This window comes from Pseudarthrobacter sp. NIBRBAC000502770, assembly GCF_006517815.1.
Taxonomy (GTDB): domain Bacteria; phylum Actinomycetota; class Actinomycetes; order Actinomycetales; family Micrococcaceae; genus Arthrobacter; species Arthrobacter niigatensis.
Window position 1 is genome coordinate 3,469,561 of sequence record NZ_CP041198.1, and the last position, 26,052, is coordinate 3,495,612.

At 68.2% G+C, this 26,052-nt stretch carries 18 protein-coding genes; 14 read left to right on the plus strand and 4 right to left on the minus strand.

The genetic code is table 11. The features are described from left to right. The first annotated feature begins 119 nt into the window (after positions 1-119). The 4 genes from NIBR502770_RS16590 (at position 120) to NIBR502770_RS16605 (ending at position 3,776) form a co-directional block, all read left to right on the plus strand. The gene (locus NIBR502770_RS16590; protein ID WP_141159056.1) at positions 120-1,034 is read left to right on the plus strand and encodes a LysR substrate-binding domain-containing protein; all 915 of its coding nucleotides are present in this window, start codon (positions 120-122) and stop codon (positions 1,032-1,034) included. A 166-nt stretch (positions 1,035-1,200) separates the two neighbouring features. Further along, positions 1,201-1,626 (plus strand): aspartate 1-decarboxylase, encoded by a 426-nt coding sequence (gene panD, locus NIBR502770_RS16595; RefSeq protein WP_210411346.1) that lies wholly within the window; start codon positions 1,201-1,203, stop codon positions 1,624-1,626. A gap of 51 nt (positions 1,627-1,677) precedes the next feature. Further along, positions 1,678-2,604, plus strand: coding sequence for an AEC family transporter (locus NIBR502770_RS16600; protein ID WP_141182678.1), 927 nt, complete (start codon positions 1,678-1,680; stop codon positions 2,602-2,604). 38 nt (positions 2,605-2,642) lie between these two features. Beyond that, entirely contained in the window at positions 2,643-3,776 is a 1,134-nt protein-coding gene (locus tag NIBR502770_RS16605) for an FAD-dependent oxidoreductase (RefSeq protein ID WP_141182679.1), read from the plus strand. 61 nt (positions 3,777-3,837) lie between these two features. On the opposite strand, the gene NIBR502770_RS16610 is transcribed toward NIBR502770_RS16605, so the two are convergent. The 3 genes from NIBR502770_RS16610 to NIBR502770_RS16620 all read right to left on the minus strand — a co-directional run bounded on the left by NIBR502770_RS16610 (position 3,838) and on the right by NIBR502770_RS16620 (position 9,210). Beyond that, entirely contained in the window at positions 3,838-5,304 is a 1,467-nt protein-coding gene (locus NIBR502770_RS16610; RefSeq protein WP_141182680.1) for an MFS transporter, read from the minus strand. A 64-nt stretch (positions 5,305-5,368) separates the two neighbouring features. Continuing rightward, the gene (locus NIBR502770_RS16615; RefSeq protein ID WP_168223188.1) at positions 5,369-7,999 is read right to left on the minus strand and encodes a trehalase-like domain-containing protein; all 2,631 of its coding nucleotides are present in this window, start codon (positions 7,997-7,999) and stop codon (positions 5,369-5,371) included. Positions 8,000-8,217: 218 nt separating this feature from the next. Further along, positions 8,218-9,210 (minus strand): LLM class flavin-dependent oxidoreductase, encoded by a 993-nt coding sequence (locus NIBR502770_RS16620; protein WP_141182681.1) that lies wholly within the window; start codon positions 9,208-9,210, stop codon positions 8,218-8,220. A gap of 140 nt (positions 9,211-9,350) precedes the next feature. On the opposite strand from NIBR502770_RS16620, the gene NIBR502770_RS16625 reads away from it, so the two are divergent. Continuing rightward, a complete protein-coding gene (locus NIBR502770_RS16625) occupies positions 9,351-10,223 on the plus strand; it encodes an aldo/keto reductase (RefSeq protein WP_018769950.1) in 873 nt (290 codons plus the stop codon). 24 nt (positions 10,224-10,247) lie between these two features. Continuing rightward, positions 10,248-10,946: a type 1 glutamine amidotransferase domain-containing protein gene (locus NIBR502770_RS16630; protein ID WP_134164999.1), complete on the plus strand. Its 699-nt coding sequence runs from the start codon at positions 10,248-10,250 to the stop codon at positions 10,944-10,946. Between the two features lie 105 nt (positions 10,947-11,051). Here NIBR502770_RS16630 and NIBR502770_RS16635 read toward each other — a convergent pair whose 3' ends face one another. Then, positions 11,052-13,385, minus strand: coding sequence for a chromosome segregation ATPase (locus tag NIBR502770_RS16635; protein WP_141182682.1), 2,334 nt, complete (start codon positions 13,383-13,385; stop codon positions 11,052-11,054). Between the two features lie 324 nt (positions 13,386-13,709). Here NIBR502770_RS16635 and NIBR502770_RS16640 point away from each other — a divergent pair, with 324 nt between their 5' ends. The 8 genes from NIBR502770_RS16640 to NIBR502770_RS16675 all read left to right on the plus strand — a co-directional run bounded on the left by NIBR502770_RS16640 (position 13,710) and on the right by NIBR502770_RS16675 (position 25,961). Continuing rightward, positions 13,710-14,687 (plus strand): ABC transporter substrate-binding protein, encoded by a 978-nt coding sequence (locus tag NIBR502770_RS16640; RefSeq protein ID WP_141182683.1) that lies wholly within the window; start codon positions 13,710-13,712, stop codon positions 14,685-14,687. A gap of 115 nt (positions 14,688-14,802) precedes the next feature. Beyond that, positions 14,803-15,429 (plus strand): TetR/AcrR family transcriptional regulator, encoded by a 627-nt coding sequence (locus NIBR502770_RS16645; protein ID WP_141182684.1) that lies wholly within the window; start codon positions 14,803-14,805, stop codon positions 15,427-15,429. A gap of 99 nt (positions 15,430-15,528) precedes the next feature. Beyond that, the gene (locus NIBR502770_RS16650) at positions 15,529-17,067 is read left to right on the plus strand and encodes an aldehyde dehydrogenase family protein (RefSeq protein ID WP_141182685.1); all 1,539 of its coding nucleotides are present in this window, start codon (positions 15,529-15,531) and stop codon (positions 17,065-17,067) included. Further along, positions 17,068-18,708, plus strand: coding sequence for a GMC family oxidoreductase (locus NIBR502770_RS16655; RefSeq protein ID WP_141182686.1), 1,641 nt, complete (start codon positions 17,068-17,070; stop codon positions 18,706-18,708). 145 nt (positions 18,709-18,853) lie between these two features. Next, positions 18,854-20,428: an APC family permease gene (locus NIBR502770_RS16660; protein WP_246857299.1), complete on the plus strand. Its 1,575-nt coding sequence runs from the start codon at positions 18,854-18,856 to the stop codon at positions 20,426-20,428. Between the two features lie 149 nt (positions 20,429-20,577). After that, entirely contained in the window at positions 20,578-21,135 is a 558-nt protein-coding gene (locus NIBR502770_RS16665) for a hypothetical protein (RefSeq protein WP_168223189.1), read from the plus strand. Next, complete coding sequence (locus NIBR502770_RS16670) at positions 21,132-23,981, plus strand: ATP-binding cassette domain-containing protein (protein WP_141182688.1); 2,850 nt, start codon at positions 21,132-21,134, stop codon at positions 23,979-23,981. Before NIBR502770_RS16665 ends, NIBR502770_RS16670 begins: the two co-directional genes overlap by 4 nt. Positions 23,982-24,341: 360 nt before the next feature. Continuing rightward, on the plus strand, positions 24,342-25,961 hold the full coding sequence (locus NIBR502770_RS16675; RefSeq protein ID WP_141182689.1) for an ABC-F family ATP-binding cassette domain-containing protein: 1,620 nt from the start codon (positions 24,342-24,344) through the stop codon (positions 25,959-25,961). The last annotated feature ends 91 nt before the right edge of the window (positions 25,962-26,052 follow it).

Below are 26,052 nucleotides of genomic sequence, written 5' to 3' on the forward strand. Positions count from 1 at the left end.
ACGCCAAGAAACCTGGCTGTGACGGGGGTAACTCGGTTTCAACAGTATGCGTGCGCAATTGCGTTAGATAAAGTGACTACTTCTAACCTATATTCATTAGTTTCAGTTAGGAATTCACCATGCTTGATGTCCGCAGGCTGCGGCTGCTCCGGGAGTTAAGCATCCGTGGGACGCTCGCGGAGGTGGCCGAGGCACTGCAGTACAGCCCGTCGTCGGTATCCCAGCAGCTGGCCCTGCTGGAGAAGGAAGTGGGCGTGGAACTGCTCCGGAAGACCGGGCGGCGGGTGCAACTGACGCCCCAGGCCGAGGTGCTCGTGGCGCACACGGCGCAGCTGCTCGAAACCATGGAGCAGGCCGAGGCGGACCTGGCCGCGTCCCTGACCACGGTGACCGGCACGGTGCGGATCGCGGTCTTCCAGTCGGCGGCGCTGGCGTTGATGCCGGACACGTTGACGCGCATGGCCGCCGCCTACCCCGAGGTGCGGATCGAAATGATCCAGCGCGAGCCCGAGACGGCGCTGCATGAGACGTGGGCGCGGGACTTCGACCTGGTGATTGCCGAGCAGTATCCGGGACACGCGGCCCCGCGCTACCCGGAACTGGACAAGGTGAAACTGACCACTGACGCCATCCGCCTGGCCGTTCCCCCGGCCTCCGGCAGCGGACCCGGGATCCGTTCCCTGGAGGACACGGCAGACCTGGCCTGGGTCATGGAACCGCGCGGCGCCGCTTCGCGCCACTGGGCGGAACAAGCCTGCCGCAGCGCAGGATTCGAGCCCGATGTCCGCTTTGAAACCGCCGACCTGCAGGCCCAGGCACGCCTGATCGAGTCCGGCAACGCCGTGGCCCTGATGCCGGACCTGGTGTGGACGGGCCGCGGCACCACCGCGCAGCTTCTTGAGCTTCCCGGCAAGCCGCACCGCACCATCTTCACCTCGGTCCGCCGCTCCAGCACCCAGCGCCCGGCCATCCTGGCCGCCCGGGAGACCCTGGCTGCGGCTGCCGCGGCGGTGGCAACGGACGACGCCGGGTGACCGGCCGCCGTCGTCCGCGTCCTTCCGTGCGCAGCCACGCCGCCCGGCGTTGCGCAGGTGCGTTCCCTGCGCCCTGAGAACCCGCGCCGGTGCGCAGGCGCGGCGTGGCCCGTATGTTTCGTGCGTCACTGCGGGTAAAGGGCCGCAGGACTAGACTGGAGCCGTTATGAATCGAACAATGTTCAAGTCCAAAATCCACCGGGCCACCGTCACGCACGCCGACCTGCACTACGTCGGCTCGGTCACCGTTGACCTCGACCTGCTCGAAGCCGCCGACATCCTGCCCGGCGAGCTGGTGTCCATTGTGGACGTCACCAACGGCGCGCGGCTTGAAACCTACACCATCGCCGGCGAGCGCGGTTCCGGCGTCATCGGCATCAACGGTGCAGCGGCGCACCTGATGCACGAGAATGACATCGTCATCCTCATCACCTACGCCGAAATGACCACCGAAGAAGCCAAGGCCTACCAGCCCAAGGTGGTCCACGTCGACCAGGACAACCGGATCATCCAGCTGGGCAATGATCCCGCCGAAGGCCTGACTCCCGGCATGATGCGCCCCCCTTTCGCGCTTAACAACGCCACCCTGTAGCCGGAGCGTGTGTCCCGGTCCCTGCCTCCGCCGTGCCCGAACGGCTGACCCTTGCTAGGGGTGCTGGCGGGATTCTTCGTCGTTTGGTGCATCATCCTGGTGGGTTGGTTCGTGGGCCGGAAGCGGATCCTTGGTGATAACGCCCGCCCCGTCCTGAGCGGCCTGACGTTCTTCGTCGCCAGTCCGGCGCTCCTCTTTGAAACCCTGAGCAAGGCCCGCCTGCAGGAAGTCTTCGCCGAACCGCTCCTGGTCACGGCGGTGGCGGCCATCGCCACGGCCGGGATCTACCTGGTGCTGGCCAGGTTCTGGCTGAAGCGCGCCCTCCCGGAATCGCTGATGTCCGCCATGTCCGCGTCCCTTGCCAACTCGGCGAACCTGGGTATTCCCATCGCGGTATATGTCCTGGGCGATGCGAGCTATGTGGCGCCCCTGCTGATCTTCCAGCTGGCCTTCTTCACGCCAACGTTCCTGATGATCCTGGACTCGAGCACCAGCACGCACCGGACCACGGTTTTGGGCTTCTTCCTGATGATCCTGCGCAATCCGATGATCGTGGGCTCCGGACTGGGGCTGCTGGTGGCAGGCACCGGATTCCAGGTGCCGGCGCTCGTCATGGAGCCGATCCACCTGATTGGCGGGGCCGCGATTCCGGCCATGCTGATGGCATTCGGGATGAGCCTGAACGGCAGCCGCCCGCTGCAGGCCTCCGCCGGCCGGCGCGTGGACACCCTGCTGGCCAGCGGCTTCAAGCTCGCGGTCCAGCCGGCCCTGGCCTACGTCTTTGCCCGCTTCGCGCTCGGGATGGAGGGGCATGCCCTGTTCGCGGTGGTGGTGACGTCCTCGCTGCCCACCGCGCAGAATGTGTTCGTAGCCGCCAGCCGGTACCAGACCGGGCTTACCGTCGCCAAGGACACCGTGCTCATCACCACCGTGGTGGCGGTGCCGGCGATGATCGGCGTGGCACTGCTGCTGGCCTGAGCGCCGGCCAACCGACATAACTGCAGCTTGGAGGGCTGATGAATACTGTGCTGGACACCGTCGTGATCGGCGGCGGGGCCATGGGCTCTGCGGCCGCGTGGGCACTGTCCCGCCGCGGCCGGCAGGTGACGCTGGTGGAACAATTCGGCCCAGGCCACAAGATCGGCGCCTCCCACGGTGCTACCCGGAACCTCAACCCTGGCTACCACCAGCCCGACTACGTGGCCATGCTGGCAGAGGGGCTCGCCCTGTGGGACGAGCTGGAGCAGGACGGCGGCGTGCAGCTGCTGGCGCGCACCGGCGTGGTGGCCCATGGTCCCGGCGGCGACCTCCCCAAGGTTGCCGAGGCCCTCACCGAGGCCGGCATCCGCGCCGAATTCCTGGACCCTGCCGAGGCCGGCGGGCGCTGGCGCGGCATCCGCTTCGACCAGCAGGTCCTGCATATGCCCGACGGCGGCCAGCTCAACCCGGAGGCGGCGCTGCCCGCCTTCCAGCGTCTCGCCTCCGCCCGCGGCGCCGAGATCCGGCACCATACCAAGGTGGTGGACTTCGAGGTGTTCGACGATGGCGTGCGGCTGGGCCTTGAATCCGCTGCGGGCACGGAAGTGGTCACCGCAGCCCAGGCCGTCGTGACCGCCGGCGGCTGGACGGAAAAGCTGCTGGCCAGGGTTGCGGGCACGGGCGCCGCAGCGTTGCGGATCCCGAAGCTGAGGGTGACGCAGGAGCAGCCGGCGCATTTCCGGGTGGCGGACCCCGGCGCGGTGTGGCCCGGCTTCAACCACTATCCCGGCCCGGATTACCAGGGCTGGCACTCCCCCGTGTACGGCATGCAGACCCCCGGCGAAGGCATCAAGGCCGGCTGGCACGGGGTGGGCCCGGTGGTGGACCCGGACCACCGCGATTTTCTGCCCGAACCAACGCAGCTGGCAGCGCTGCAGGAGTACGCACGGCAGTGGCTGCCCGGCGTGGACCCTGATTCGTTCGAGGCCATCAGCTGCACGTACACCACCACCCCGGACGAGGACTTCATTTTGGACCGGGTGGGGCCGGTGGTGATCGGCGCGGGCTTCTCCGGCCATGGCTTCAAGTTCACCCCGGTGGTGGGGCGGATCCTGGCCGACCTTGCCACCGGGACCCGGCCAGCGCCGTCGATCTTCCGGGCGTCCCGCTAGCGGCGCTGCCACCCAGGGCGGGCGGCGCCGCCGGGCTGGCGTGCCGGTCTGGCGGGATTCCCTAGTCCGGGCTGCCGTCCGCGTTGGTGGGCACTGGCTCCGCGCCGGAATTGCCGTTGTCCTCGGCCTTGACCGCCGGCATGGACAGCACCGCTGCCACCGTGAGGAGGCCGGCCACGAGCGCGGCCAGGAACACGGCACCCGAAGCGCTGATTACCGTGGCGGGGTCGGCCTCCCCACCGCTGCTGCCGCCGTAAATGGAGTTGGCCACGGCGCCGAACACGGCCACGCCCAGGGCACTGCCGATGGACCGGGCGAACATGTTGGTGCTGGTCACCACGCCGCGTTCGTGCCAGGGAACGCTGGACTGGGCGGAAATCAGCGTGGGGGTGGCCAGCAGGCCCAGGCCAAGACCGACGACGAAGCAGCTGACCGCGATCAGCGCCACGTTGGGCGACGACGCCGTCAGCGACAGGATCAGCAGCCCCGCCACGGCGATGGCAATGCCGATCAGGGCGGTGGACTTGAACCCGATCCGCAGGTAGAACTTCCCGGCCTGCGAGGCGCTGAGCGGCCAGCCGAGGGTCAGGGCTGCAAGCGCCAGGCCGGCCACGAGCGGCGAGGAGGACAGGGCGCCTTCGAGGAAGGTGGGCACGTAGGAGGTCAGGCCGATCATCATCGCGCCGACGCCGAAGGACACCAGCGCTGTGGTGGCCAGCAGGCGCCGGGACACCACCCAGGCCGGGAGGATGGGCTCCGCCGCCCGCCGCTCCACCAGGAGGTAGGCCACCAGCAGCACCGCCCCGACGACGAAGACGCCAATGCTGATGGGCGAATTCCAGGCCCACGCCTGGCCGCCCTGCAGCGCACCGAGGATGAGCAGGCCGAGCGATCCGGCCAGGAGGACGGCGCCGGCGTAGTCCACCTTGTGCCTCTTCCGTTCCACATTCTCGTGCAGGGTACGGACCAGCATCCAGCCGGCCAGCAGGCAGAGCGGCACGTTGACCAGGAAGATGCCGCGCCATATGCCGAGGGCGGAGAAGACGCCGCCCAGGCTGGGGCCCACCACGGACGAGATGGCCCAGACACTGGCCAGGTAGCCCTGGACCTTGGCACGCTCCTGCAGGGTGTAGATGTCCCCGGCGATGGTCACGGCCACGGGCAGCACCGCGCCGGCGCCGAGTCCCTGCAGGGCCCGAAAAGCGATCAGGGAGGGCATGCTCCACGCCACGCCGCAGAGCACCGAGCCCAGCAGGAACAGGCCGATGCCGGTGAGGATGATCGGTTTGCGGCCGGCCATGTCGGAGAGCGTGCCGTAGATGGGGACGGACACCGCCTGCGCCAGCAGGTATGCGGAGAAAAGCCATGGGAAGGATGCGAAGCCGCCCACGTCCCGGACGATCGACGGGACGGCCGTGGCCACGATGGTGGAGTCGATGGCCACGAGTCCCGTGGACAGCATCAGGGCGATGAGGATGGGGCCGCGGTCGGACCGGAACCCTACTCCCTGGGCGCGGGCGGTCGTCATCAGTCTCGTTTCAGTAAGGTGGATCCCTGTTACCTCCACTCTACGTACCCACGACGGGAGCCGACTATCTCCTGTCCTGGTGTTCGTCCAGCAGCCGGGCACAGCGGATGAAGCCCAGGTGTGAGTAGGCCTGCGGATGGTTGCCCAGGTGGGTCTCGGTGCCGGGGTCGTATTCCTCGGGGAGCAGCCCGGTGGGGCCGAAAAGGTTCACCAGCTGGTCAAACAGGTCCCAGGCTTCATCGATGCGGCCGACGGCCACGTACGCCTCGATCAGCCAGGTGGTGCAGATGTGGAACCCGCCCTCCAGGCCCGGCAGCCCGTCGTCGTACCTGTAGCGGAAGACCGTTGGACCCACCCGCAGCTCCCGCTCCACGGCGGTGACGGTGTCCAGGAAGCGCTGGTCCGTGACGTCCAGCAGGCCGGAGAGGCCGATGTGCAGGACGGCGGCATCCAGGTCCGGGCTGTCGTAGGCAACAGTGTAGGACTTCGCGGACTCGTCCCAGCCCTCCCGGAGCACTTCCGCACGGATCGTGGCTGCCGCCGGCGCCCAGGCCGGGTCCGGCTCCCGGCCGTGCCGCGCCGCGGTCCGCAGCGCGCGGTCCAGGGTCACCCAGCACATCACCTTTGAATACACGTGATGCCGTGCCGCCCGCCGGGCTTCCCAGATCCCGTGGTCCGGTTCATGCCAGCGGGCCAGGACCGCCGAGGCCATCTGGTTCATCAGCTCCCAGTGGTCGTCGGCGAGCGCGTCCTCGCGTTCACTCAGCGAGTGGATAAGTTCGGCCACCGGCCCAAAGACGTCCAGCTGGACCTGGTGATCCGCCGCATTGCCGATCCGCACCGGACGGGATCCCGCGTACCCCGGCAGGCTGTCGACGACGGCTTCCGTGGACAGCGGCGCGCCCGTAACCGAGTACAGGGGGTGCAGCCATTCGGGGCCCGGTGCGTGTTCGAGGATCCGGCCCAGCCAGCCCAGGAATCCGGCCGCCTCCGCCGTGGAGCCCAGGTCCACCAGCGCATTCACGGTCATGGAGGCATCCCGCAGCCAGCAGTACCGGTAATCCCAGTTCCTGGTCCCGCCGATTCCCTCGGGCAGGGAAGTGGTGGGGGCCGCGAGTACGGCGCCCGTGGGTTCATGCACCAGGGCGCGGAGCACCAGCGCCGACCGCCGTACCAGCGAGGGCTTAACCGATGGCAGGGAAAGGTTCTGCACCCACTGCCGGGCATGGAGCGCCACCCGGGCCCGCCGTTCCGTCTCCCCGCCGGGGTCCGCGGACTGCGGCTCGGTGTCCCCGCAGCGGAGGTTGAGCACCACGGGCCCGTCCTGGAGGTTCACGGACGCCGTTGCCGTGGCATGGCGGCCGTCCGAGGTGATGCTGAACGCGGCGCCCGGCGCGAACAGGATGATGGGCTCCGAGGTGCCCAGCACGTGCAGTTCCCCGCCCCGCGCCTCCATGCTGAACGGGGCGTTGGCGTAGTCAGGCCGCGGAGCAAATGTGATCCTGGCTGCGCCGTGGCCCGTCAGCACCCGGACCAGGCTGGTGATGCCTTCCGGTGCAGGCTCCAGGTAGTCGGTGACCGTGACGTCCGCCCAGCGGGTTTCGACAATCATGGTGCTGTCCACGTAGCGCTGCCCCAGCACCTGGGAGGCTTTGACCGGTTCCACCGAGAAGTGCCCGGCGGCATCGCCGCCCAAAATGTGGGCGAACAGGGAACCGGAGTCCGGCAGCGGGTGGCTCATCCAGCAGATCTTCGCGTCGGGCGTCAGCAGCGCGGTGGAGGACCCGTTGCCGATCATCGAGTGGCGTTCAAGGCCCACCGCGTCCTCCCCGAACAGCCACGCCCGCCGCAGTTCGAAGAGGAACGCCAAGACGCGGGCGAAGGATTGGGGGTCGCGGAGGCGGTGCGGGGCTGCCGTCTCGCCCTGGCCCACGTGCAGGCCGAGGTCGGGCCCGCGCAGGGTGGCAATGGCCAGTTCGTCGCTGGCGGCGTCCCCCGCGAACATCGCCGCGCTGGCCCCCAGCCGGGACCTGAGGGTTTCCAATGCCTCGCCCTTGGACGGTTCCACCACGGACAGGTCCAGCACGGAGCCGTCCACGATGAAGAACAGCCCGTGGGCAGCAGCGATCTGCCGGGAAATTTCCGTCACGGTGGCCACCACGTCCGGCCGGGCCGGCCGGGTGTGCACCGAAACTGCCACCGGTTTGCGTTCGATCCAGATGCCCTCGTGGAAGCCGACGGCCTCGTTGAGGGCGGCATTGACCTTTTGCAGGACGGACTCGGTGGCCAGGGTCTGCGCGTGGGCGAACCCCATGTCCGCTTCGGCGCCGTGCGAACCGATGAGGTGCACCTCCGCGGGCAGCCGTGACACCGCTGCCAGGTCACGCAGTGAGCGGCCCGAGATGATCGCCGCATGGGTATTGGGCAGCGCTGCCAGCGCACGAAGCGCAATGGCCGCGCTGCCCAGCGGGAGCGTCTCGGTGGAAATGCCTTCGGCGTCGCACAGCGTTCCGCCGTAATTGCAGGCCACCAGGAGGCTGGGGACGCGGGCCAGCACCTTGAGTTCCGTGAGCAGGGCGGGGGTCAGCCCGTTGTCCGCCGCATCGGACTGGATGAAGGCGCGCAGCATGTCCAGCGGAAGGGACCGTGTGAGCAGCGCGGAATCCGCCACGCTCTGGTTCAATGGCGTCGGCATCCAAAACCCCTTTGAGGCAGGGCCAGGCCGGGAACACAGCCGCACGGACGGTCCGCGGGCTACCGGTTGGCGCCCCGGGGTTCCGGGTGGATGACCCGGGGCACATCCCATCCTCAGCCCGGGCAGTTACCCCCGGAAGTCCCCTTCATTGCGTATGTGTAAAAGTCCGACCGGCCGAGTGGCGTTGCATGTTGCGCACCGCCGGCAAACCACAGCGGCTACACCCGGACCAGCCCGGCCGCCTCGGCCAGGAGTTCCACGGACCGGAGGCGTGCCTCGGTGCCCGGGCTCTGGTGCGCCACGATGAGTTCGTCGGCGTCGGCGTGCTTACCGAAGCTGTCCAGGTAATCGATGACGGCGTCGGGCGTCCCCACCGCGGAGTACGTCATCATTTGTGCCATGTGCTGTCCCTGGGGCGAGTCCAGGATCATGTCAGCTTCGTCGTCGGTGAACTCGCGGGTGCCCCCACCGAAGAACAGGGAGACGCGGGCCCGCTTGGTGGCCTGGAACATGGCCTGCGCTTCGGAGGCGGAGTCGGCGGCGATCACGTTGACGCCGGCAATCACGTGCGGGGCGTCCAACTGGGCGGACGGCTTGAACTCGCGCCGGTAGATGGCCACCGCGTCCTGCAGCGCGGCGGGTGCGAAATGCGAGGCGAACGCGTACGGGAGGCCAAGCTGGGCGGCCAGGCGCGCGCCGAACAGGGACGACCCCAGGATGTACAGCGGCACGTTGGTCCCCTTGCCCGGGGTGGCCTCGACGCCCTCGATGCGGGTGGGGCCGGTCAGGTAGCCCTGCAGTTCAAGGACGTCCTGCGGGAAGCTGTCCGCGGACATCGGGTCCCGGCGCAGCGCCCGCATGGTGTTCTGGTCACTGCCCGGGGCCCGGCCCAGGCCCAGGTCGATCCGTCCGGGGTGCAGCGTTTCCAGGGTGCCGAACTGCTCTGCGATGGTCAGCGGGGAATGGTTGGGCAGCATGACGCCGCCGGCGCCCAGCCGGATGCTTTCGGTGTGCGCCGCCACGTGGGCGATCAGCACGCTGGTGGCGGAGGAGGCGATGGAGGACATGTTGTGGTGCTCGGCGTACCAGACGCGCCGGTAGCCCAGCTTCTCGGCGTCCTGCGCCATGGCCACGCTGCCTGCGAAACTCTCCGCCGCCGTCTGGCCTTTGCCGATGGTTGCCAGGTCAAGGATGGAGAGGGGAAGAGTCACGTCAGGTGCCGGCCTTTCAAAATGTTTCGTAGGGGGTGCCGGCCGGATGGCGGCGGGCACGTGATGCATAACGACGGCGGGCCCCGCCTTATTTCTGTGAGCTGGGGAATACTCAGCATACTGATGAGGTTGCCGCCCCTATGAGCCATGATTCAACGAAGCAGCTGGAACTGTCCGCAACGATCGACCTCAAGGACCTGGGAACCGTGCACCGGCTGGGTTTTGGTGCCATGCGCATTGTGGGTGACGGCGTCTGGGGTGAGCCCGCAGACCGGCAGGCCGCCGTGGCCGTGGTGCGCCGCGCCGTCGAACTCGGCGTGGATTTCATTGACACCGCCGACTCGTACGGCCCCAACATCAGCGAGGAAATCATTGCCGAGGCCCTCCACCCCTACAAGGAGGGGCTGAAGATCGCCACCAAGGTGGGCTTCACACGCACGGGGCCCAACAAATGGGTTCCCGTTGGCCGGCCGGAATACCTGCGCCAGCAGACGGAACTGAGCCTGCGCAAGCTGAAGGTGGACACGCTGGACCTGCTGCAGCTGCACCGCATCGATCCCAAGGTGGACGCCGAGGAGCAGTTCGGCGTGCTGCGTGAGCTCCAGGACGAAGGCAAGGTCCGTGCCCTGGGACTGTCCCAGGTAGGCGTGGCGGAACTCGAAGCCGCCGGAAAGCACTTCACGGTGTCCACCGTCCAGAACCGCTATAACCTGACGGACCGCAGCTCTGAGGACGTGCTGCGCTACTCCGAGGAGAACGGAATCGGCTTCATCCCGTGGGCGCCGATCTCCGCCGGCGAGCTCGCCCGGCCCGGCGGACCGCTGGATGAGGCCGCCAAGCGCCTTGGCGCCACCACCTCCCAGGTGGCCCTGGCCTGGCTGCTGCGCCGCTCCCCCGTGATGATGCCCATCCCCGGCACCGGCTCCGTGCAGCACCTCGAAGAGAACATGGCCGCTGCAGGCATCACGCTCGATGACGATACGTACGCGGAGCTTGAAGCGGCCGGCAAGTAGAGCATCAGAGACAGGAGAAACACCATGGCAAACATTTTGATGGTCGTCTCGGCCGCGGATTCCCTCACCATGAAGGACGGCAGCGAGCACCCCACCGGCTACTGGGCAGAGGAACTGGTGGTGGCCCACCAGACCCTGACGCAGGCCGGCAACACCGTCCACATCGCAACCCCCGGCGGCCGGAAGCCCACCGTGGACCAAGTCAGCCTGGCTGCCGAATCGGCCGGTGGCGAGGACCGGGCACAGGGCTTCCGGGACTACCTGGAAAAGATCGACGGCGAGCTGGCGCACCCGCTGGTGCTGGCCGACGTCGACGCCGCAGCGTATGACGCCGTGGTGATGCCCGGCGGCCACGGCCCCATGGCGGACCTCTACCAGGACGCCGACCTGGGACGCCTGCTGGTGTCAGCCAACAGGGACGGCAAGATCATTGCGCCGTTCTGCCACGGTCCGGCGGGACTGCTGAGTGCAACGGACGACGACGGCGGGTTCGCGTTCAAGGGCCGGCGTTTGACGGTCTTCACCAACGAGGAGGAGCTGGGCGGCGGGACCGGGGAGAACACCCCGTGGCTGGTGGAGGATGCGCTGAAGGAGAAGGGCGCGGTGATCGAAAACGGTGCCGCCTGGTCCTCCAACGTGGTCCGCGACGGCAACCTCATCACCGGGCAGAACCCGCAGTCCAGCGAGGACGTGGCCAAGGAAGTCCTGGCTGCACTGAGCTAGTTCAGCAAGCACAAACGGCCATAAAAGAGGGGACCAGTTCGCAATGAGCTGGTCCCCTCCTTGCGGCGCGCGTCATTGGGCGCCGGCCTTCAGACGACCCCCTGGTCAGACGGCGCAGCCCCCGTTCCCGATCGTGGGATCGATGGCCATGATCTGCTTCTGGATGTCCGCCAGTTGGGTTTGCAGGCTGGCTACCAGGAGTTTCTGCACCTTGATCGGATCCGCGTAGTTCCCCTTCTTGGCTTGGAGGGCCCGAAGAGTGTCCTGGGCAGCGGTAACCTGGGCGTCCACCGTGCTCAGCTGGCTTTGGAGGGCTGCGAGGTTTGCTTCCGCCGCGCTGATCTCCCCGTTGAGACTGCTGAGCTGGTCCAGTAAAGGCTTGACCCGGCCCTGCAGGTCAAGAACGTTGGCTTCGGCTTCGGCGATCTGGGCATTGAGCGACGAAATCCGGGCCACCAGGTCGTCCCCGATCTTGTTGAGCGATGCGATCTCCGCCGTTTTGGTGCCAACCGCGGTGTTTGCGGCGTCCAGGGTGGCCTGCAGTGCCGGAAGCTGAGCCTGAAGCGCTGAAATCTCAGCGTTCTTGCCGTCCACCGCGCCGTTGGCCGCCGCCAGAACATCCTTTGCCTGGGTCAAGGTGCCATTCAACCCGTCGAGGATTGCCCGCTGGTCTGTGATGGCCTGTTGGGCCTGCGCCACGTTTTCGGTGAGGGTGGGCAGGGCCGCTTCGAGGCCCGCCACCACCTGCTGCTGGGCCGTCACCGCGTCAGCAGCATCCTTCGCTGCCTGCTCCAGGGCCGGAAGCTGGCCCTGCAGGGTGGTGAGCTCCCCCTGTTTGGTGGTGACAGCCGCGTTGGCTTGGTTCACGGCATCCTGGAGTGCCGGCACCTGGGCCTTAAGGGTGGCAATGTCGTTCTGTTTTGCCGTCACCGCTGCATTCGCTGCATCCAGTGCTGCCTGCAGCGGCGCAGCGTTCTGCTGCAGGGTGCTGCTTTCCTGCTGCTTGGCCAGCAGCTGGGAGTTCAGGCTGTCCACCTGCTTTTGGAGGGTAGCCAGGTCGCCCTGAAGGCCGGAGATGGTGGCGCTCTTATCGGCGATCTGGCTGTTCACGCCATTCAACTGGACCTGGAGGCCATCGCGTTGGGCCTGGAGAGTTCGTTTCTTGATGGAATTTCCATTGATGGCGGCAATTTGACTGTCCAGGTCAGCGATCTGCCTCGTGAGATCGGCCTGCTGTGTCTGCAGTGCAGTCAGGTCGTTCTGGGCTTGGGCCAGCTCGGTCTGCTTCGAGGCGATCTGGCTGTTCACCGTGGCAATCTGGCCCTGGAGGCTGGTGATGCCGGCATTAACCGCGGCAATCTTGGCGGTGTTGTCGCTGACAGCCTTTGCTGCGGCCGCCGCATTGGTCTGGAGGGTCTGCAGGTCCGTCTGGGCTTTGGCGATCTCGGCGTTCTTGGCATCGAGGGCCGCCTTGGCAGTGGTGGCTGTGGACTGCAGGGTAGTGAGCTCGGCCTGTGCCGTCGCGATCTGGTCCTTTTTGCCGGTGACGGCAGCGTTGGCGGCTGCAGCGGTTTCCTGCAGCCCGGCCAGTGTCGCCTTCGCAGTATCCACCTTGTCCTGTTGGGCCTGCAGCTCTGCTGCCGCAGTGTTTCCGGCTGCCACCAGCGCGTTCAGCTGGGTTTCGGCGTTGGCGACGGCCTGCTGCGCATCATCCACGGCAGCGGCGGCCTGCAGCGCCTGCGCGGCCAGGGCTGTCAACTGATCCTGGGCCTGCTGGATCTGGATTTCCTTGGTGGCCAGGTCAGAGGCTGCCTGGTCCGCGGCCTGCTGCAGCGCGGAGAGCTCCGTCTGGGCGGCTGCGATGGCCTGGCTGTTGGCCACCAGGGCTGCTGCCACCTGGTCGGCCTGGGCCTGAAGGTCCGCGGAGGCGGCCTTTGCAGTTGCCAGTTCCTCCTGCAGCGGTGCCAGCTGGCTCTCCACGTCTGCCTTCTTGCCCTGAAGGTCGGTGATGGCCGTTTTCGCCGCCGCTACCTGCGTGGTGAGGCCTTCCTGCTCAGCGGTCACCCTGTCCAGTTCTGCCTGCGCTGCCGTTGCCTGGCTGTCCAGCTGCGTCTCCTGGGCAGCGAGGTCAGCCAGCGCCTTCTCCGCGTCGGCTTTCTGCGCTGCCAAGGCATCCGCCTGGGCCTGCAGTTTGGCCTTGTCGGCCTGCAAGGCAGCGATCGCGTCTGCGTTCTTCTTGGCGGCTGCCTTAAGAAGGTTCTCCTGGACGGCGCCACGGTGCGCCAGCTGGTTGACCACGCCGTTGCACATGCCGGTGGTGGAGGTTGTAGCGGCAACGGCAGGCTGGACCAGAACCATGCTGGTGGTGAGCAGCCCGGGCAGGACAACGGCGGCGGCCAGGCTCCGGGAAAGGGGGGACTTGGACGGGGAAGTGCGCATGCGAGCTCCTGTTGAGACCATTGCGGCGGCCAACTCTGGCCGCCTCATGGCCCAACCGTAGAGTCCGCCATCGGCGGAGAACACGCGTAGTCACCACCTGTCTTTTCCGGCCGGGTACTCGTTTTCTGATGGATCCGTGACGCGCCATGGGGGGTAGTGGCCCGGGCCGGGGTGAATATGACTGCCGCGGTCCTCCGGTTAACCGCCGTTACTCCCTGTATCCCCGGGTTTCGCGGCCTTTGATTCCACCGCGGAGGCTGCCGGATAGTGGCCTGCAACGCGCACATCCCGCTGCATCTTCCACCCTCGTTCCAAGGAGGAACCATGGCCATCACCACCAGGCCGGCCGCCGTCGTGGCCCTTACCGTTTCAGCACTGCTGGGACTGTCTGCCTGCTCTGACCCCGGCGCTTCGGCGGCGACAGTACCGTCGTCGTCGGCCACCAGCTCTGCCGGCAAGACCTTCAACCTGTCCCCGGAGCAGGACCGCTTCAAAGTCTCTGCCGACCCCGCCGCTGCCGCCCTGGTGCCGGAGGCCATCAAAGCGGACGGCAAGCTGACCGTAGTGACCACCGGCGGGGCGGCGCCGCTCAGCCTGTTCGCCACGGACAACAGGACCCTGATTGGCAGCGAGGTGGACATCGCCTACGCGGTGGGCGAGGCGCTGGGCCTGGACGTGGAGGTCCTTCCCGTGGCGTGGGCAGAGTGGCCGCTGGGCGTGGAGTCTGCCAAGTACGAGGCCGTGCTTTCCAACGTGACCGTCACCGAGGCGCGGAAGGAGAAGTTCGATTTCGCCACCTACCGCAATGACCTGCTGGGCTTCTACGCCAAGAGCGATTCCGGCATCGGTGAAATCAAGGAAGCCAAGGACGTGGCCGGCAAGAGGATCATCGTGGGCTCCGGCACCAACCAGGAAGCCATCCTGGTGCGCTGGGACGAGGAGAACAAGAAGAACGGCCTGGCGCCGGTCCAGTTCCAGTATTACGACGACGACTCCGCCTCGAGCCTGGCCCTTCAGTCAGGACGTGCGGACCTGACGTTCGGCCCCAACGCGGCTGCCGCCTACAAGGCAGCGCAGGACGGAAAGACGAAGCAGGTGGGCACATTGAACGGCGGCTGGCCGCTGACGGCACAGATCGCCTTCACCACCAAGAAGGGCAACGGCCTGGCGGTGGCCGCCCAGGCTGCGCTGAACCACCTGATCGAGGACGGCACCTACGCGAAAATCCTGGACCGCTGGGGCCTCTCCTCCGAGGCCATCCAGAAGTCCGAGCTGAACCCGGCGGGCCTGCCCAAGAAATAAGGCAGCCTGCCGACGAAGGAATCCCCGCCCTGCCGGCAGCAGGGCGGGGATTCTTCTGTTTGAGTGCGGATCCGCGAAAGTGCGCTCCCGGCCGGTTAGGCAATAGTCTGGCCAGATGGGGACCAGTGCCGTTAACTCCGGCGAACAAGTGGACAGGCAGACGCGCATACTCGAGGCGGCCATGGACCTGCTGTCCCGGCACGGCATTTCCGGAGTGAGCATGCGGTCCGTGGCGCGGGAAGCCGGCGTGGCGCTGGGCCTGGTCAACTACTACTACGACGACAAAACCACCCTGATCCGGGCAGCCCTGCGCCGGGTGGATGAGCATGACCTTCTGCTCGTCGCCCCCGATCCGTCCACTCCCCCGGATGAACAGCTGCGCAAGGCCCTGCGGCGGGTTGCCGGCGCCGACCTGCTGACCACGCGCTACCTGTCCCTGCGCCTCCACCTTTGGGCCCTCGCCCAGGCCGACGAGGACTACGCCCAGATCAACGCCGCCGCCTTCGACCGCTACATCGACGGGCTCGCAGCACTGGTATCCAGCGCCAGGCCAGGGCTCTCCTGGGAGGCATGCCGGGAGCGCGCATCGGACATCGTGGTCATCCAGAACGGCATGTGGCTGACCGCACTGCTCGGGGTGGACAAGGCCTCCATCCAGCGGAGCATCGCACGCACGGAGCAGATCGCGTTCGCACCGGTTCCGGACGAAAACGCCGGCGGTCAGGTTACCTTCCTGCCCTGAAAACCCGCTTCAGGGGCAACAGTAGCGGCGCAAGAAGCATTGAACAAGTGTTCAAGAAATCTATTGAACACCTGTTCAACTTGAACTACTGTCCTTCCTATGACTTACGCCACACAGGCCCAGGAAGCCGCCCCGAGCACCGAAACCAAGACAGCCGCCACCCTGTTCATCAACGGCAAATGGGAACCGGCAGCCTCCGGCGCCGTCCGTGAAATCCGCAACCCCGCAGACGGCGAGCTGGTGGCCACCGTCTCGGAAGCGGGCCGGGAGGACGCCGAACGCGCCATCGCAGCGGCCCGCGCCGCCTTCGACTCCGGCGTCTGGTCCAGCGTCCCGGCACCGGAGCGGGGCGCCTTCCTCCTGAAGGTCGCCGCCGGACTGCGGGAGCGACGGGAAAAGTTTGCCCGCGCGGAATCGCTGGACACCGGCAAGCGGATGGTGGAAAGCCGCATCGACATGGACGACATCGCCGCCTGCTTCGAATACTTCGGCAGGCTCGCCGGGCAGCAGGCGGGCCGAATGGTGGACGCCGGGAACGCCGACGTCGTCAGCAGGATCGTCTACGAACCCGTGGGCGTCTGCGGGCTCATCACGCCGTGGAACTATCCCCTGCTCCAGGCGGCGTGGAAGATCGCCCCCGCCCTGGCCGCCGGCTGCACCTTCGTCCTCAAGCCCTCCGAACTGACGCCCTCCACCAGCATCCTGGCCATGCAGCTGCTGCAGGACCTCGGCCTGCCGGACGGCGTGGCGAACCTCGTCACCGGTGCCGGCGCCCAGGCGGGCGCCCCGCTCTCGGAACATCCCGACGTCGATCTTGTCTCCTTCACCGGCGGCTTGGAAACCGGCAAGCGCATCGCCGCGGCCGCCGCCGCCACCGTCAAGAAGGTGGCGCTGGAGCTCGGCGGCAAGAACCCCAACGTGGTGTTCGCCGACGCGGACTTCGACGCCGCCGTCGACAACGCCCTGAACGGCGCGTTCGTCCACTCCGGGCAGGTCTGCTCGGCCGGCGCCCGGCTGCTGGTGGAGGAATCCATCGCCGAACGCTTCGTGGACGAACTGGTCCGCCGCGCAGAGGGCATCCGGCTCGGCGGCCCCTTCGACGACGACGCCGAAACCGGCCCCCTGATCTCCGCCGCCCACCGGGACAAGGTGGACGCCTACGTCCAGCGGGGAATCCAGGAGGGCGCGCGGCTCCGCACCGGCGGCGCCGCACCTTCCGGGGAGAAGTACGACGGCGGTTTCTACTACCAGCCGACCATCCTGGACCAGGTGCAGCGCGGCATGTCCGTGGTCACCGACGAGGCGTTCGGCCCGGTGGTCACGGTGGAAACGTTCCGCACCGAGGACGAAGCAGTGGCCACCGCCAACGACACGATCTATGGCCTGGCCGGCGCCGTCTGGACCCAGGATGCCGGCAAGGCGCAGCGCGTGGCCTCCCGGCTGCGGCACGGCACGATCTGGATCAACGACTACCACCCCTACCTCCCCCAGGCCGAGTGGGGCGGCTTCGGCCAGTCCGGCGTCGGCCGCGAGCTGGGCCCCACCGGCCTGGCCGAGTACCAGGAAGCCAAGCACATCTACCAGAACACCAGCCCGCAGGTGACCGGCTGGTTTGCTGACCACGGCAAGGAGAACTAGATGCACTACGACAACATCGAGGACGTGACCGAACGCGGGTTCGACTACGTCGTTATCGGCGGCGGGTCCGCGGGAGCGGCGGTGGCCGCACGGCTGAGCGAGGATCCGGACGTGACCGTGGCCCTCGTGGAGGCCGGCCCGGACGACCGCAATATCCCGGAGATCCTGCAGCTGGACCGCTGGATGGAACTGCTGGAATCCGGCTACGACTGGGACTACCCCATCGAACCGCAGGAAAACGGCAACTCCTTCATGCGCCACGCCCGCGCCAAGGTGATGGGCGGCTGCTCCAGCCACAACTCCTGCATCGCCTTTTGGGCACCGCGCGAGGACCTGGACGAATGGGAGTCCAAGTACGGCGCCACCGGCTGGAACGCCGCCAACGCCTGGCCGCTGTACAAGCGGCTGGAAACCAATGAAGATGCCGGCCCCGACGCAACGCACCACGGCGACTCCGGCCCCGTGCACCTGATGAACGTGCCCCCGGCGGATCCTGCCGGCGTCGCACTTCTGGACGCCTGCGAGCAGTCGGGCATCCCGCGGGCGAAGTTCAACACCGGCACAACCGTGGTCAACGGCGCCAACTTCTTCCAGATCAACCGCCGCGCGGACGGCACCCGCTCCTCCAGCTCTGTCTCCTACATCCACCCCATCATCGACCGGCCCAACTTCACCCTGCTGACCGGCCTGCGCGCCCGCCAGCTCGTGTTCGATGCGGACAAGCGCTGCACCGGCGTGGACGTGGTCGACGGAGCATTCGGCCGCACGCACCGGCTTACCGCACACCAGGAAGTCGTCGTGTCCACCGGCGCCATCGACTCCCCCAAGCTGCTCATGCTCTCCGGCATCGGCCCCGCAGCACACCTGGCCCAGCACGGCATCGAGGTGCTGGTGGACTCCCCCGGCGTGGGCGAGAACCTGCAGGACCACCCGGAAGGCGTGGTGCAGTTCGAGGCCAGGCAGCCTATGGTGCAGACCTCCACCCAGTGGTGGGAGATCGGCATCTTCACCCCCACCGAGGACGGCCTGGACCGCCCCGACCTGATGATGCACTACGGCTCCGTCCCGTTCGACATGAACACGCTGCGGCACGGCTACCCCACCACGGAGAACGGCTTCAGCCTCACCCCCAACGTCACCCACGCCCGCTCCCGCGGGACGGTCCGGCTGCGCAGCCGCGACTTCCGCGACAAGCCGATGGTGGATCCGCGCTACTTCACGGACCCGGAAGGCCATGATATGCGCGTCATGGTGGCCGGCATCCGCAAGGCCCGCGAGATCGCCGCCCAGCCCGCCATGGCGGAATGGACCGGCCGCGAGCTCTCGCCCGGCGTTGAGGCCCAGACCGACGAGGAACTGCAGGACTACATCCGCAAGACCCACAACACCGTCTACCACCCGGTGGGCACCGTCCGCCTGGGGCCAGCCGACGACGACATGTCGCCGCTGGATCCGGAGCTGCGGGTCAAGGGTGTCACCAGCCTCCGGGTGGCCGATGCGTCCGTCATGCCTGAACACGTCACCGTCAATCCCAACATCACCGTCATGATGATCGGCGAGCGCTGTGCCGACCTGATCAAGGCGGACTACGCCGGCGCCGACGCCCTGGAAAAGAAGGAGCTCACCACGTCCCTCGCCTGAGCGGCGGGTCAAAAGGGGCAGCGCTCCCAACAGCGCGGCCCCCGCAGAACATTATTCCGCCGCACCCCAGGGCGGCCGTTCCCTTCGTGCTTTTCTGATCTAGGAGTCCATATTGGAACCCAGCAAGAGTATTGATTCAAGCGGCATGGATGAATTTGGCTACACCCAGACCCTCGACCGGAGCATCGGCAAGTTCGCCAGCTTCGCCGCCGGTGTCAGCTACATCTCCATCCTCACCGGTGTTTTCCAACTGTTCTACTTCGGCTTTTCCATGGCCGGCCCGGCGTACGCCTGGTCCTGGCCCATCGTGTTCGTCGGGCAGCTGATGGTGGCCCTCTGTTTCGCCGAGCTGGCCGGCCGCTACCCGGTTGCGGGCTCGGTCTACAACTGGGCCAAGCGGCTGTCCTCAGGAACCTCGTCCTGGCTGGCCGGCTGGCTGCTGCTGCTGTCCTCCATCATGGCGCTGGGCTCCGTGGCCCTGGCCCTGCAGATCACGCTCCCCCAGCTCTGGGAGGGCTTCCAGTTCGTCGGCGACGGCACGGGCCCCTATGACTTCGCGATGAACGGGGTGGTGCTGGCCACCATCATGATCACCATCTCCACCCTCATCAACGCGTTCGGCGTGAAGCTGATGACCCGGATCAACAGCATCGGCGTCTTCGTGGAGCTCATCGCCGCCGTGCTGCTGATCCTCGCACTGGCCTGGCACGTGGTCCGCGGGCCGGAGGTCTTCTTCCAGACCAACGGCTTCGGCGAGGGCAAGGACCTGGGCTTCTTCGGCGTTTTCCTGATCGGCGCCATGGCCTCCGGCTACGTCATGTACGGCTTCGACACCGCCAGCTCCCTGGGCGAGGAAACCAAGGATCCCAAGAAGACCGCGCCCAAGGCCATCCTGCGCTCCGTCACGGCATCATTCCTGCTGGGCGGGGGGATCCTGTTGTTCGGCATCCTGGCTGCACCGGACCTCACGGACCCGCAGATCGGCTCACCCGACGGCGGCCTGCAGCACATCGTGCTCTCCGTCCTAGGCGGCCCCTTCGGCAAGGCCTTCCTGGCCTGCATCGTGGTGGCCGTGGTGGTCTGCACCCTGGCCGTCCACGCCGCCGCCATCCGGATGATGTTCGCCATGGCCCGTGACAACAACCTGCCCTTCAGCCGGCAGCTGGGCAAGGTGGACCCGGTCCGCCGGACCCCCACGGTGGCAGCGATCGTCATCGGCGTCCTGGCGGTCATCCCGCTGCTGGTCAACGTGATGCAGCCGGCCATCTTCACCATCCTGTCCAGCATCAGCATCGTGCTGATCTACCTGTCCTACCTCCTGGTCACGGTTCCCCTGCTCCGCAATCGGATCCTGAAGAAGTGGCCGCTGGTCGCGGGCGGTTCCGAGCCCGGGTTCAGCATGGGCAAATGGGGGCTACCCGTGAACATCCTGGCCGTCCTGTGGGGCGCCGCCATGACGGTGAACCTGGTCTGGCCCCGCCCGGAGATCTACAACTCGGTGCCGCCGTTCGAGTGGTACCTGCAGTGGGGCGGCGTGATCTTCGTGGCCGCGGTGGTGGTTGGAGGGACCCTGCTCTACCGGCTGAAGATCCGCCACCAGACCGGCGTGCTGGCCGAACACGCCGCGGCGGTCTCCGCCCACCCGTCGTCCAACGACCCCCGCTACGACGCTCCCGGGGAAACGGTGCCGGCCAACGCGGCCATGGCAACCGAAAGCTAGCAGCATCAAGACAGAACGGCCGACGACGGCGCCCACCCGGGTGCCGTCGTCGGCCTTTGCGCGGGGCCCGGCGCGCGCCGGGCAGAGACGTTGCGTCACACAAGGCGACAGCCTCCGGTTCCCGGCCCGGCACGCCCTACCCTTGACAGGTGACATTGACGAAGACCCGCACCGCCGCCGCGAGCTCCCTCGCCGCCGCCGGCCTCCTGCTGACCCTTGCCGCCTGCTCCACGCCGGCCGCCACCCAGTCCGCTCCCTCCGCATCCGCTTCCCCCTCGGCATCGGCGAGCGCCTCTGCCTCCGCCGGGCCCTGCACCGGGGTGAAGGTAGTGGTGGATTCCGCCTCCCTGAAGCAGTCCGCCGCCGACACCGCCGCCTGCGTGCCCGCGGACGGGCCCACCCTGGCATCGGACGTGCTGGGCAAGGCCAATGTGAAGATCGAGGGCACCGCCAAGTACCCCACGAGCTTCGCGTGCCGCGTCAACGGCGTGCCCGCTGCCGACTTCGACATCAAGCACAAGGGCGGCACCACCCGCGAAGCGTGCGATGACAAAAACACGGTCTCTTATTGGGCCCTCTGGGTGAAGCCCGCCGCCGGCACATGGGCCTACGCGCAGGAAGGCCTGGACACCCTCAAGCTCAGCCCCGGCGAGAGCCTTGAACTGCTCTACACCGTGGACAACGAACCGGCTGCACCCGCGTCATGACCTTCCGGCCCGCGCCGTTGCGCGCAGCAGCGGTTCTCGCTGCTGTGTTCATTGCGGCGCGGGTCCTCTACCGGGTCCTCTTTAACGGGGCGGGCATCGGGGCGCCGCTCCTGCTGGCCCTGCCGCCGCTGCGGCTTCCGGCTCCGTACGCCCACGTGGTGTTCCTGGGCCCGGTCACGGCGCCCGGTCTCTGGCAGGCGGTCCTGTCCGCGCTGCCCATCGCACTCACCATCCTGGGCTTCGGCCTGCTCAATGCGTGGGTGGATGTGTCCCGCGGCTTCGTCCGGTTGGCCCGGGGCGGCCCGCTGCAGGGCGTGGCCCGGATGCTGGTGGTGGCGTGGGCGGCGCTCCCGGCGCTGGCCGACGCGGTGGCCTCGGTTCGGTTGGCCTTCCGGTTGCGGGGCGAACGCTTTGGGCCGCGGGCCTTGGTGCCCGTCCTGGAGCGTACCCTCGAACATGCGGGCCGGGTTGCGGCGGCCCTGGAGCTGCGCGGCTTCGCTGGCCGGCCCGTACCGCCACCGGCCTCCGGAAGCGATGCGCCGCTGGTGGTCCGGGACGCGCTGTTCCGGGTGGGCGGGGCGCAGGTGCACGCGGCCGGGTTCACGCCCGCCGGCGGATCCCTCACCGTGATCACCGGGCCAACGGGGTCCGGCAAGTCCACCGTCCTGCGCGGCATCGCGGGGTTGCTCTCCCACGTCGACGGCGGTGCCATCACCGGCACGGTGCAGGTGGCCGGCGTCGACCGCACTGCCGCCCCGCCGCGGGACACCGCGCGCCTGATCGGCGTGGTCCTGCAGAATCCCCGCGCCGCCTTTGCCAGCACACGGGTCCGGGACGAGATTGGCCTGGCCCTGGAGCTGCGTGGCGTGGGCCGGCCGGCCGCCAAGGCCAGGGTGCTGGAGGTGGCGGAACGGATCGGGGTTTCGGCGCTGTTGGATCGGGATCCCAGCACCCTCTCGGCGGGCGAGGCAACTCTGGTGGCCATCGCCGCCGCCGTCGTGGACCATCCCGCCCTGCTCCTGGTGGACGAGCCGCTGGCCGACCTGGACTCCACCGCCCGCAGCCGCGTCACTGCCGTGCTCGGCAGCCTTGCGCACCACTCCGGCGTGTGCGTGATCGTGGCGGAGCACCGGGCGGAAGCGCTGGTCCCCGTCGCCGATTCCTGGTGGTCACTTGAGAATGGCGCGCTGGTGCCCGGCGCGGCCCCAACGCCCGCGCCCCCGCGTCCCCTTGTTGGTCCAGCCACGGAGCCGCCGGCCTCCGCGCCCGTGCTGGCGGCCGTAAACCTGGCCGTGCACCGCGGCGGCACGCCCGTGGTGCGCGAGGCTTCCCTGGCCCTGCACCCCGGCGAAATCGTGGCGCTGGTGGGCCCGAACGGTGCCGGGAAGTCCTCCCTCCTGGTGGCGCTGGCCCTCGGCGAGGGGACCAGCGGTGCAAGGACGGACGGCGGCGGCCGGGTGGCGTTGGTGCCGGACGCCTCGGACGACCTCTTCACCAGGGACACCGTCGCCGGTGAGTTGCGGGCGGCGGAGCGGCGCCTGGCGCGCAAGAAACACGGCGCGGCGGTTGCTGCCGGTGCCGCGGCGGCACGCGTTGCCCGGCTGCGGGGAGACGTTCATATTCCGGTCGGGAACGGGCATCCGCGGGACCTCTCCGCCGGCGAGCGCAGGATCCTGGCCATCGCCGTGCAGACCATGGACAGCCCCGGGGTGCTGCTGATTGACGAGCCCACGCGCGGACTCGATCCGGCCGCACGCGGAGCGGTGGCGAATGCCCTGCGCACGGCGGCAGAGGATGGCGCGGCGGTCCTGATCGCCACCCACGATCTGGAGTTTGCGCACCGGATTGGGGCCCGGATCCTGCCGATGCGGGACGGGGTGGCGCCGGCCGCCGTGACAGCCGTGCCGGACGAGCCAGTAGATTTCGCCGCTGCCGTTCTCGCGGCGCAACCCCTGGCCCCGGCCGGGGCCGCCGAGCGCCGGCCTGACCTGCCTGCCGCGAAGCCGGCCCGCCGCCCCCGGATGCCGCGGGGCGCCGAGCTGGCCGTCCTGGCGGCAGCAAACCTGGTGGCCCTGGCGGCGTTCTGCTGGCCGCTGCTGGCCGCGGCGCTGCCGCAGGATGCCGCTGCTGCCACCCCATACGCTGCCCTGGCCATCGCACCCCTGGCAGCGGCCGCCGTCGTGGTGTCCCTGGACGGCTCGGTCCGTTCAGCACACACCGTGGCGATGCTCGGCGTCCTCGCCGCGGTAGGTTCCGCGGTCCGGGTGGCGAGTACCGGCGTCGGCGGCGTGGAGGCCGTGTTCATCCTGCTGGTCCTGGCGGGCCGGGCGTTCGGTCCGCGGTTTGGCCTGCTCCTCGGCGCCGCCACCATCGCCGTTTCCAGCGTGCTGTGGGGCGGGATCGGGCCGTGGACGCCATTCCAGATGTTCGCCTGCGCCTGGGTGGGTGCGGGAGCCGGGCTGCTCCCCCGCCGGGTGCGCGGCAGGGCGGAGCTGTGGATGCTTGCCGGGTACGGCGTGGTGGCGTCCTATGTGTTCGGCCTGCTGCTCAACCTGTGGTTCTGGCCCTTCGCGGTGGGCAGCGGCACGGGGATTTCCTATGTGCCGGGCGCACCGCTGGGGACCAACCTCAGCAGCTTCCTGCTCTACTCACTGCTGACGTCGACGGCGGGCTGGGACACCCTGCGGGCCGTCACCACGGTCATCGGCATCGCCGTGGTGGGGCGGGCTGTCCTGGCCTCGCTCCGGCGGGTGAAGCCGGTGGCCGGCGCCGCTTCGGGCGCGGACGGCCGGGCCGCCAGCGTGCCGTCCCCAGACGCCCGGGACAGGCGCCAGCTCACACCTTGACGCAGACAGGTTGCCTCCAGCCAACGAATTTGTGACACTGTTGTCCTCTGTTCCCCAGTGTTAGGCAATGTTTTGACGGGCATTTCAGGTTTCGCGACGCAATCCGCGCGCTGACACTTCCCTGATGCCCCAAGGGCCGGCAAGTTCAGCGCTTCACCCGCTGAAACCACCCGGAGCCCGATGCCGATCCACGGCTTTCTCCCTGCACTGATTTCCTGCCCCGCAGCATACGCCTGCCCATTCCCCGGGGAGCCGTGGCCGCCCACCGCCACGTCCCGTCCACCTTAGGACCCCCGCCTTACGGACCTGACCTTGGCGAACCGCGGCCCAGCCGCCCAACATTCCTGTTTTGGGAGCACCATGCCTGCAATAAAAAATCCATCCATTGTCCTCACGGACGTGCATTTCCGGTGGCCGGACGGCTCGCCGGCGTTGTCCGGGATCTCCGGCAGCTTCGGGCCCGGGAAAACCGGGCTCGTCGGAACGAATGGCTCCGGAAAGTCCACGCTGCTGCGACTCGTGGCGGGGACCCTCACACCGACGGCCGGCAGCATCACCACGGGAGCCGCCGTCGGCTACCTTCCACAGACCCTGACGCTGCACGACGATGCCACCCTGATGGAGCTGCTCGGGATCAAGGACAAAGTCAGTGCCCTGCGGGCTATCGAATCCGGCGACGCAGCGGTGGAGCACTTCGATGTGCTGGGCGACGACTGGGACATCGAGGCCCGCGCGGAGGAGGCGCTGGAGGGGATCGGCCTTACCGGCGTCGGACTGGACCGGCGCGTGGGCGAACTGTCCGGCGGGGAAGCCATGCTGGCCGCCATCTCCGGGCTCCGGATCCGGCGCACCCCCATCACTTTGCTGGACGAACCGACGAACAACCTGGACCGCCGGGCACGCTCGGCCCTCGGACGCATGCTGGCTGACTGGCCGGGCAGCCTGGTGGTGGTCAGCCACGATCTGGCACTGCTGGAACTCATGGGCAGCACGGCCGAACTGTACGAGGGAGGGCTCACGGTGTTCGGCGGCCCCTACAGCGAGTTTCAGGCGTACCTGGACAGCCAGCAAGCCGCAGCCGCGCAGGCAACCCGTGCCGCTGAGCAACTGGTGAAGAAGGAAAAGCGGCAAAAGCAGGAGGCCGAATCGAAGCTCGCCCAGAGGGCCAGGACGGGCCAGGCAAGCTACGACAATAAGAAGGGATCCAAGATCCTGATGAACCAGCGGGCCTCTGATGCCCAGGTCTCAGCCGGACGAATGCGTTCCGGCATGGACGCCAAAGTGCAGGCCGCGCAAGCGGCCCTGGACGCCGCAGCAGCGAGGGTGCGGGACCAGGAGCGGATATCCCTGAACCTTCCCGACCCGGACGTTCCGCGCGGCCGGCGGATCGCGGAACTGCGGGGCACCAACCGGTCCTTCGTGGTGCAGGGCCCGGAGAAGGTGGCCATCACCGGACCCAACGGCGCCGGCAAGACCACACTGCTGGAACGCTTGATGGGCGGTGTCCCGTGCATCGAGGGCCAAGCCGGTGGAAGCCTGCTGACGGACCGCGCGGGCTACCTGCGTCAACGCCTCGACGGGCTGCGGGAACAGGCAACAACCCTCGAAAACGTGCAGGACGCCGCGCCGGACGTGCCTGCGGGCGATATCCGCAACCAACTGGCCCGGTTCCTCCTCCGCGGCGACAGCGTGAACCGGCCAGTGCACACGCTCTCGGGCGGTGAGCGGTTCAGGGTTTCCCTGGCCCGGCTGCTTTTCGCCGACCCGCCGCCTCAAGTCTTGATCCTGGATGAGCCAACCAACAACCTGGACATCCGGAGCGTTGACCAGCTGGTGGAGTCCCTCGGGGCCTACGGCGGCGCCGTCATCGTGGTCAGCCACGATGACGGCTTCCTGGACCGGTTGGACCTGGACCTCATCCTCGGCATGGGACGCGACGGGTCGTTGACGGAGCTGGCCTCGCTGCCTGGCACGGAATGACAAGAGCCCGGCGCCGGCAGCGCGGTCCCCACGGCCGGCGCCGGCTCACACCTTGAAGTACTTGGCCTCCGTCTACCTACTCCCACCGCAG

What these genes read in the sequence shown, in the direction of transcription:
- NIBR502770_RS16590 (WP_141159056.1), top strand. Translation starts at nt 120, where the DNA reads ATGCTTGATGTCCGCAGGCTGCGGCTGCTCCGGGAGTTAAGCATCCGT.
- panD (WP_210411346.1), top strand. Translation starts at nt 1,201, where the DNA reads ATGAATCGAACAATGTTCAAGTCCAAAATCCACCGGGCCACCGTCACG.
- NIBR502770_RS16605 (WP_141182679.1), top strand. Translation starts at nt 2,643, where the DNA reads ATGAATACTGTGCTGGACACCGTCGTGATCGGCGGCGGGGCCATGGGC.
- NIBR502770_RS16610 (WP_141182680.1), bottom strand. Translation starts at nt 5,304, where the DNA reads ATGACGACCGCCCGCGCCCAGGGAGTAGGGTTCCGGTCCGACCGCGGC.
- NIBR502770_RS16615 (WP_168223188.1), bottom strand. Translation starts at nt 7,999, where the DNA reads ATGCCGACGCCATTGAACCAGAGCGTGGCGGATTCCGCGCTGCTCACA.
- NIBR502770_RS16625 (WP_018769950.1), top strand. Translation starts at nt 9,351, where the DNA reads ATGAGCCATGATTCAACGAAGCAGCTGGAACTGTCCGCAACGATCGAC.
- NIBR502770_RS16630 (WP_134164999.1), top strand. Translation starts at nt 10,248, where the DNA reads ATGGCAAACATTTTGATGGTCGTCTCGGCCGCGGATTCCCTCACCATG.
- NIBR502770_RS16635 (WP_141182682.1), bottom strand. Translation starts at nt 13,385, where the DNA reads ATGCGCACTTCCCCGTCCAAGTCCCCCCTTTCCCGGAGCCTGGCCGCC.
- NIBR502770_RS16640 (WP_141182683.1), top strand. Translation starts at nt 13,710, where the DNA reads ATGGCCATCACCACCAGGCCGGCCGCCGTCGTGGCCCTTACCGTTTCA.
- NIBR502770_RS16645 (WP_141182684.1), top strand. Translation starts at nt 14,803, where the DNA reads ATGGGGACCAGTGCCGTTAACTCCGGCGAACAAGTGGACAGGCAGACG.
- NIBR502770_RS16650 (WP_141182685.1), top strand. Translation starts at nt 15,529, where the DNA reads ATGACTTACGCCACACAGGCCCAGGAAGCCGCCCCGAGCACCGAAACC.
- NIBR502770_RS16655 (WP_141182686.1), top strand. Translation starts at nt 17,068, where the DNA reads ATGCACTACGACAACATCGAGGACGTGACCGAACGCGGGTTCGACTAC.
- NIBR502770_RS16660 (WP_246857299.1), top strand. Translation starts at nt 18,854, where the DNA reads ATGGATGAATTTGGCTACACCCAGACCCTCGACCGGAGCATCGGCAAG.
- NIBR502770_RS16670 (WP_141182688.1), top strand. Translation starts at nt 21,132, where the DNA reads ATGACCTTCCGGCCCGCGCCGTTGCGCGCAGCAGCGGTTCTCGCTGCT.
- NIBR502770_RS16675 (WP_141182689.1), top strand. Translation starts at nt 24,342, where the DNA reads ATGCCTGCAATAAAAAATCCATCCATTGTCCTCACGGACGTGCATTTC.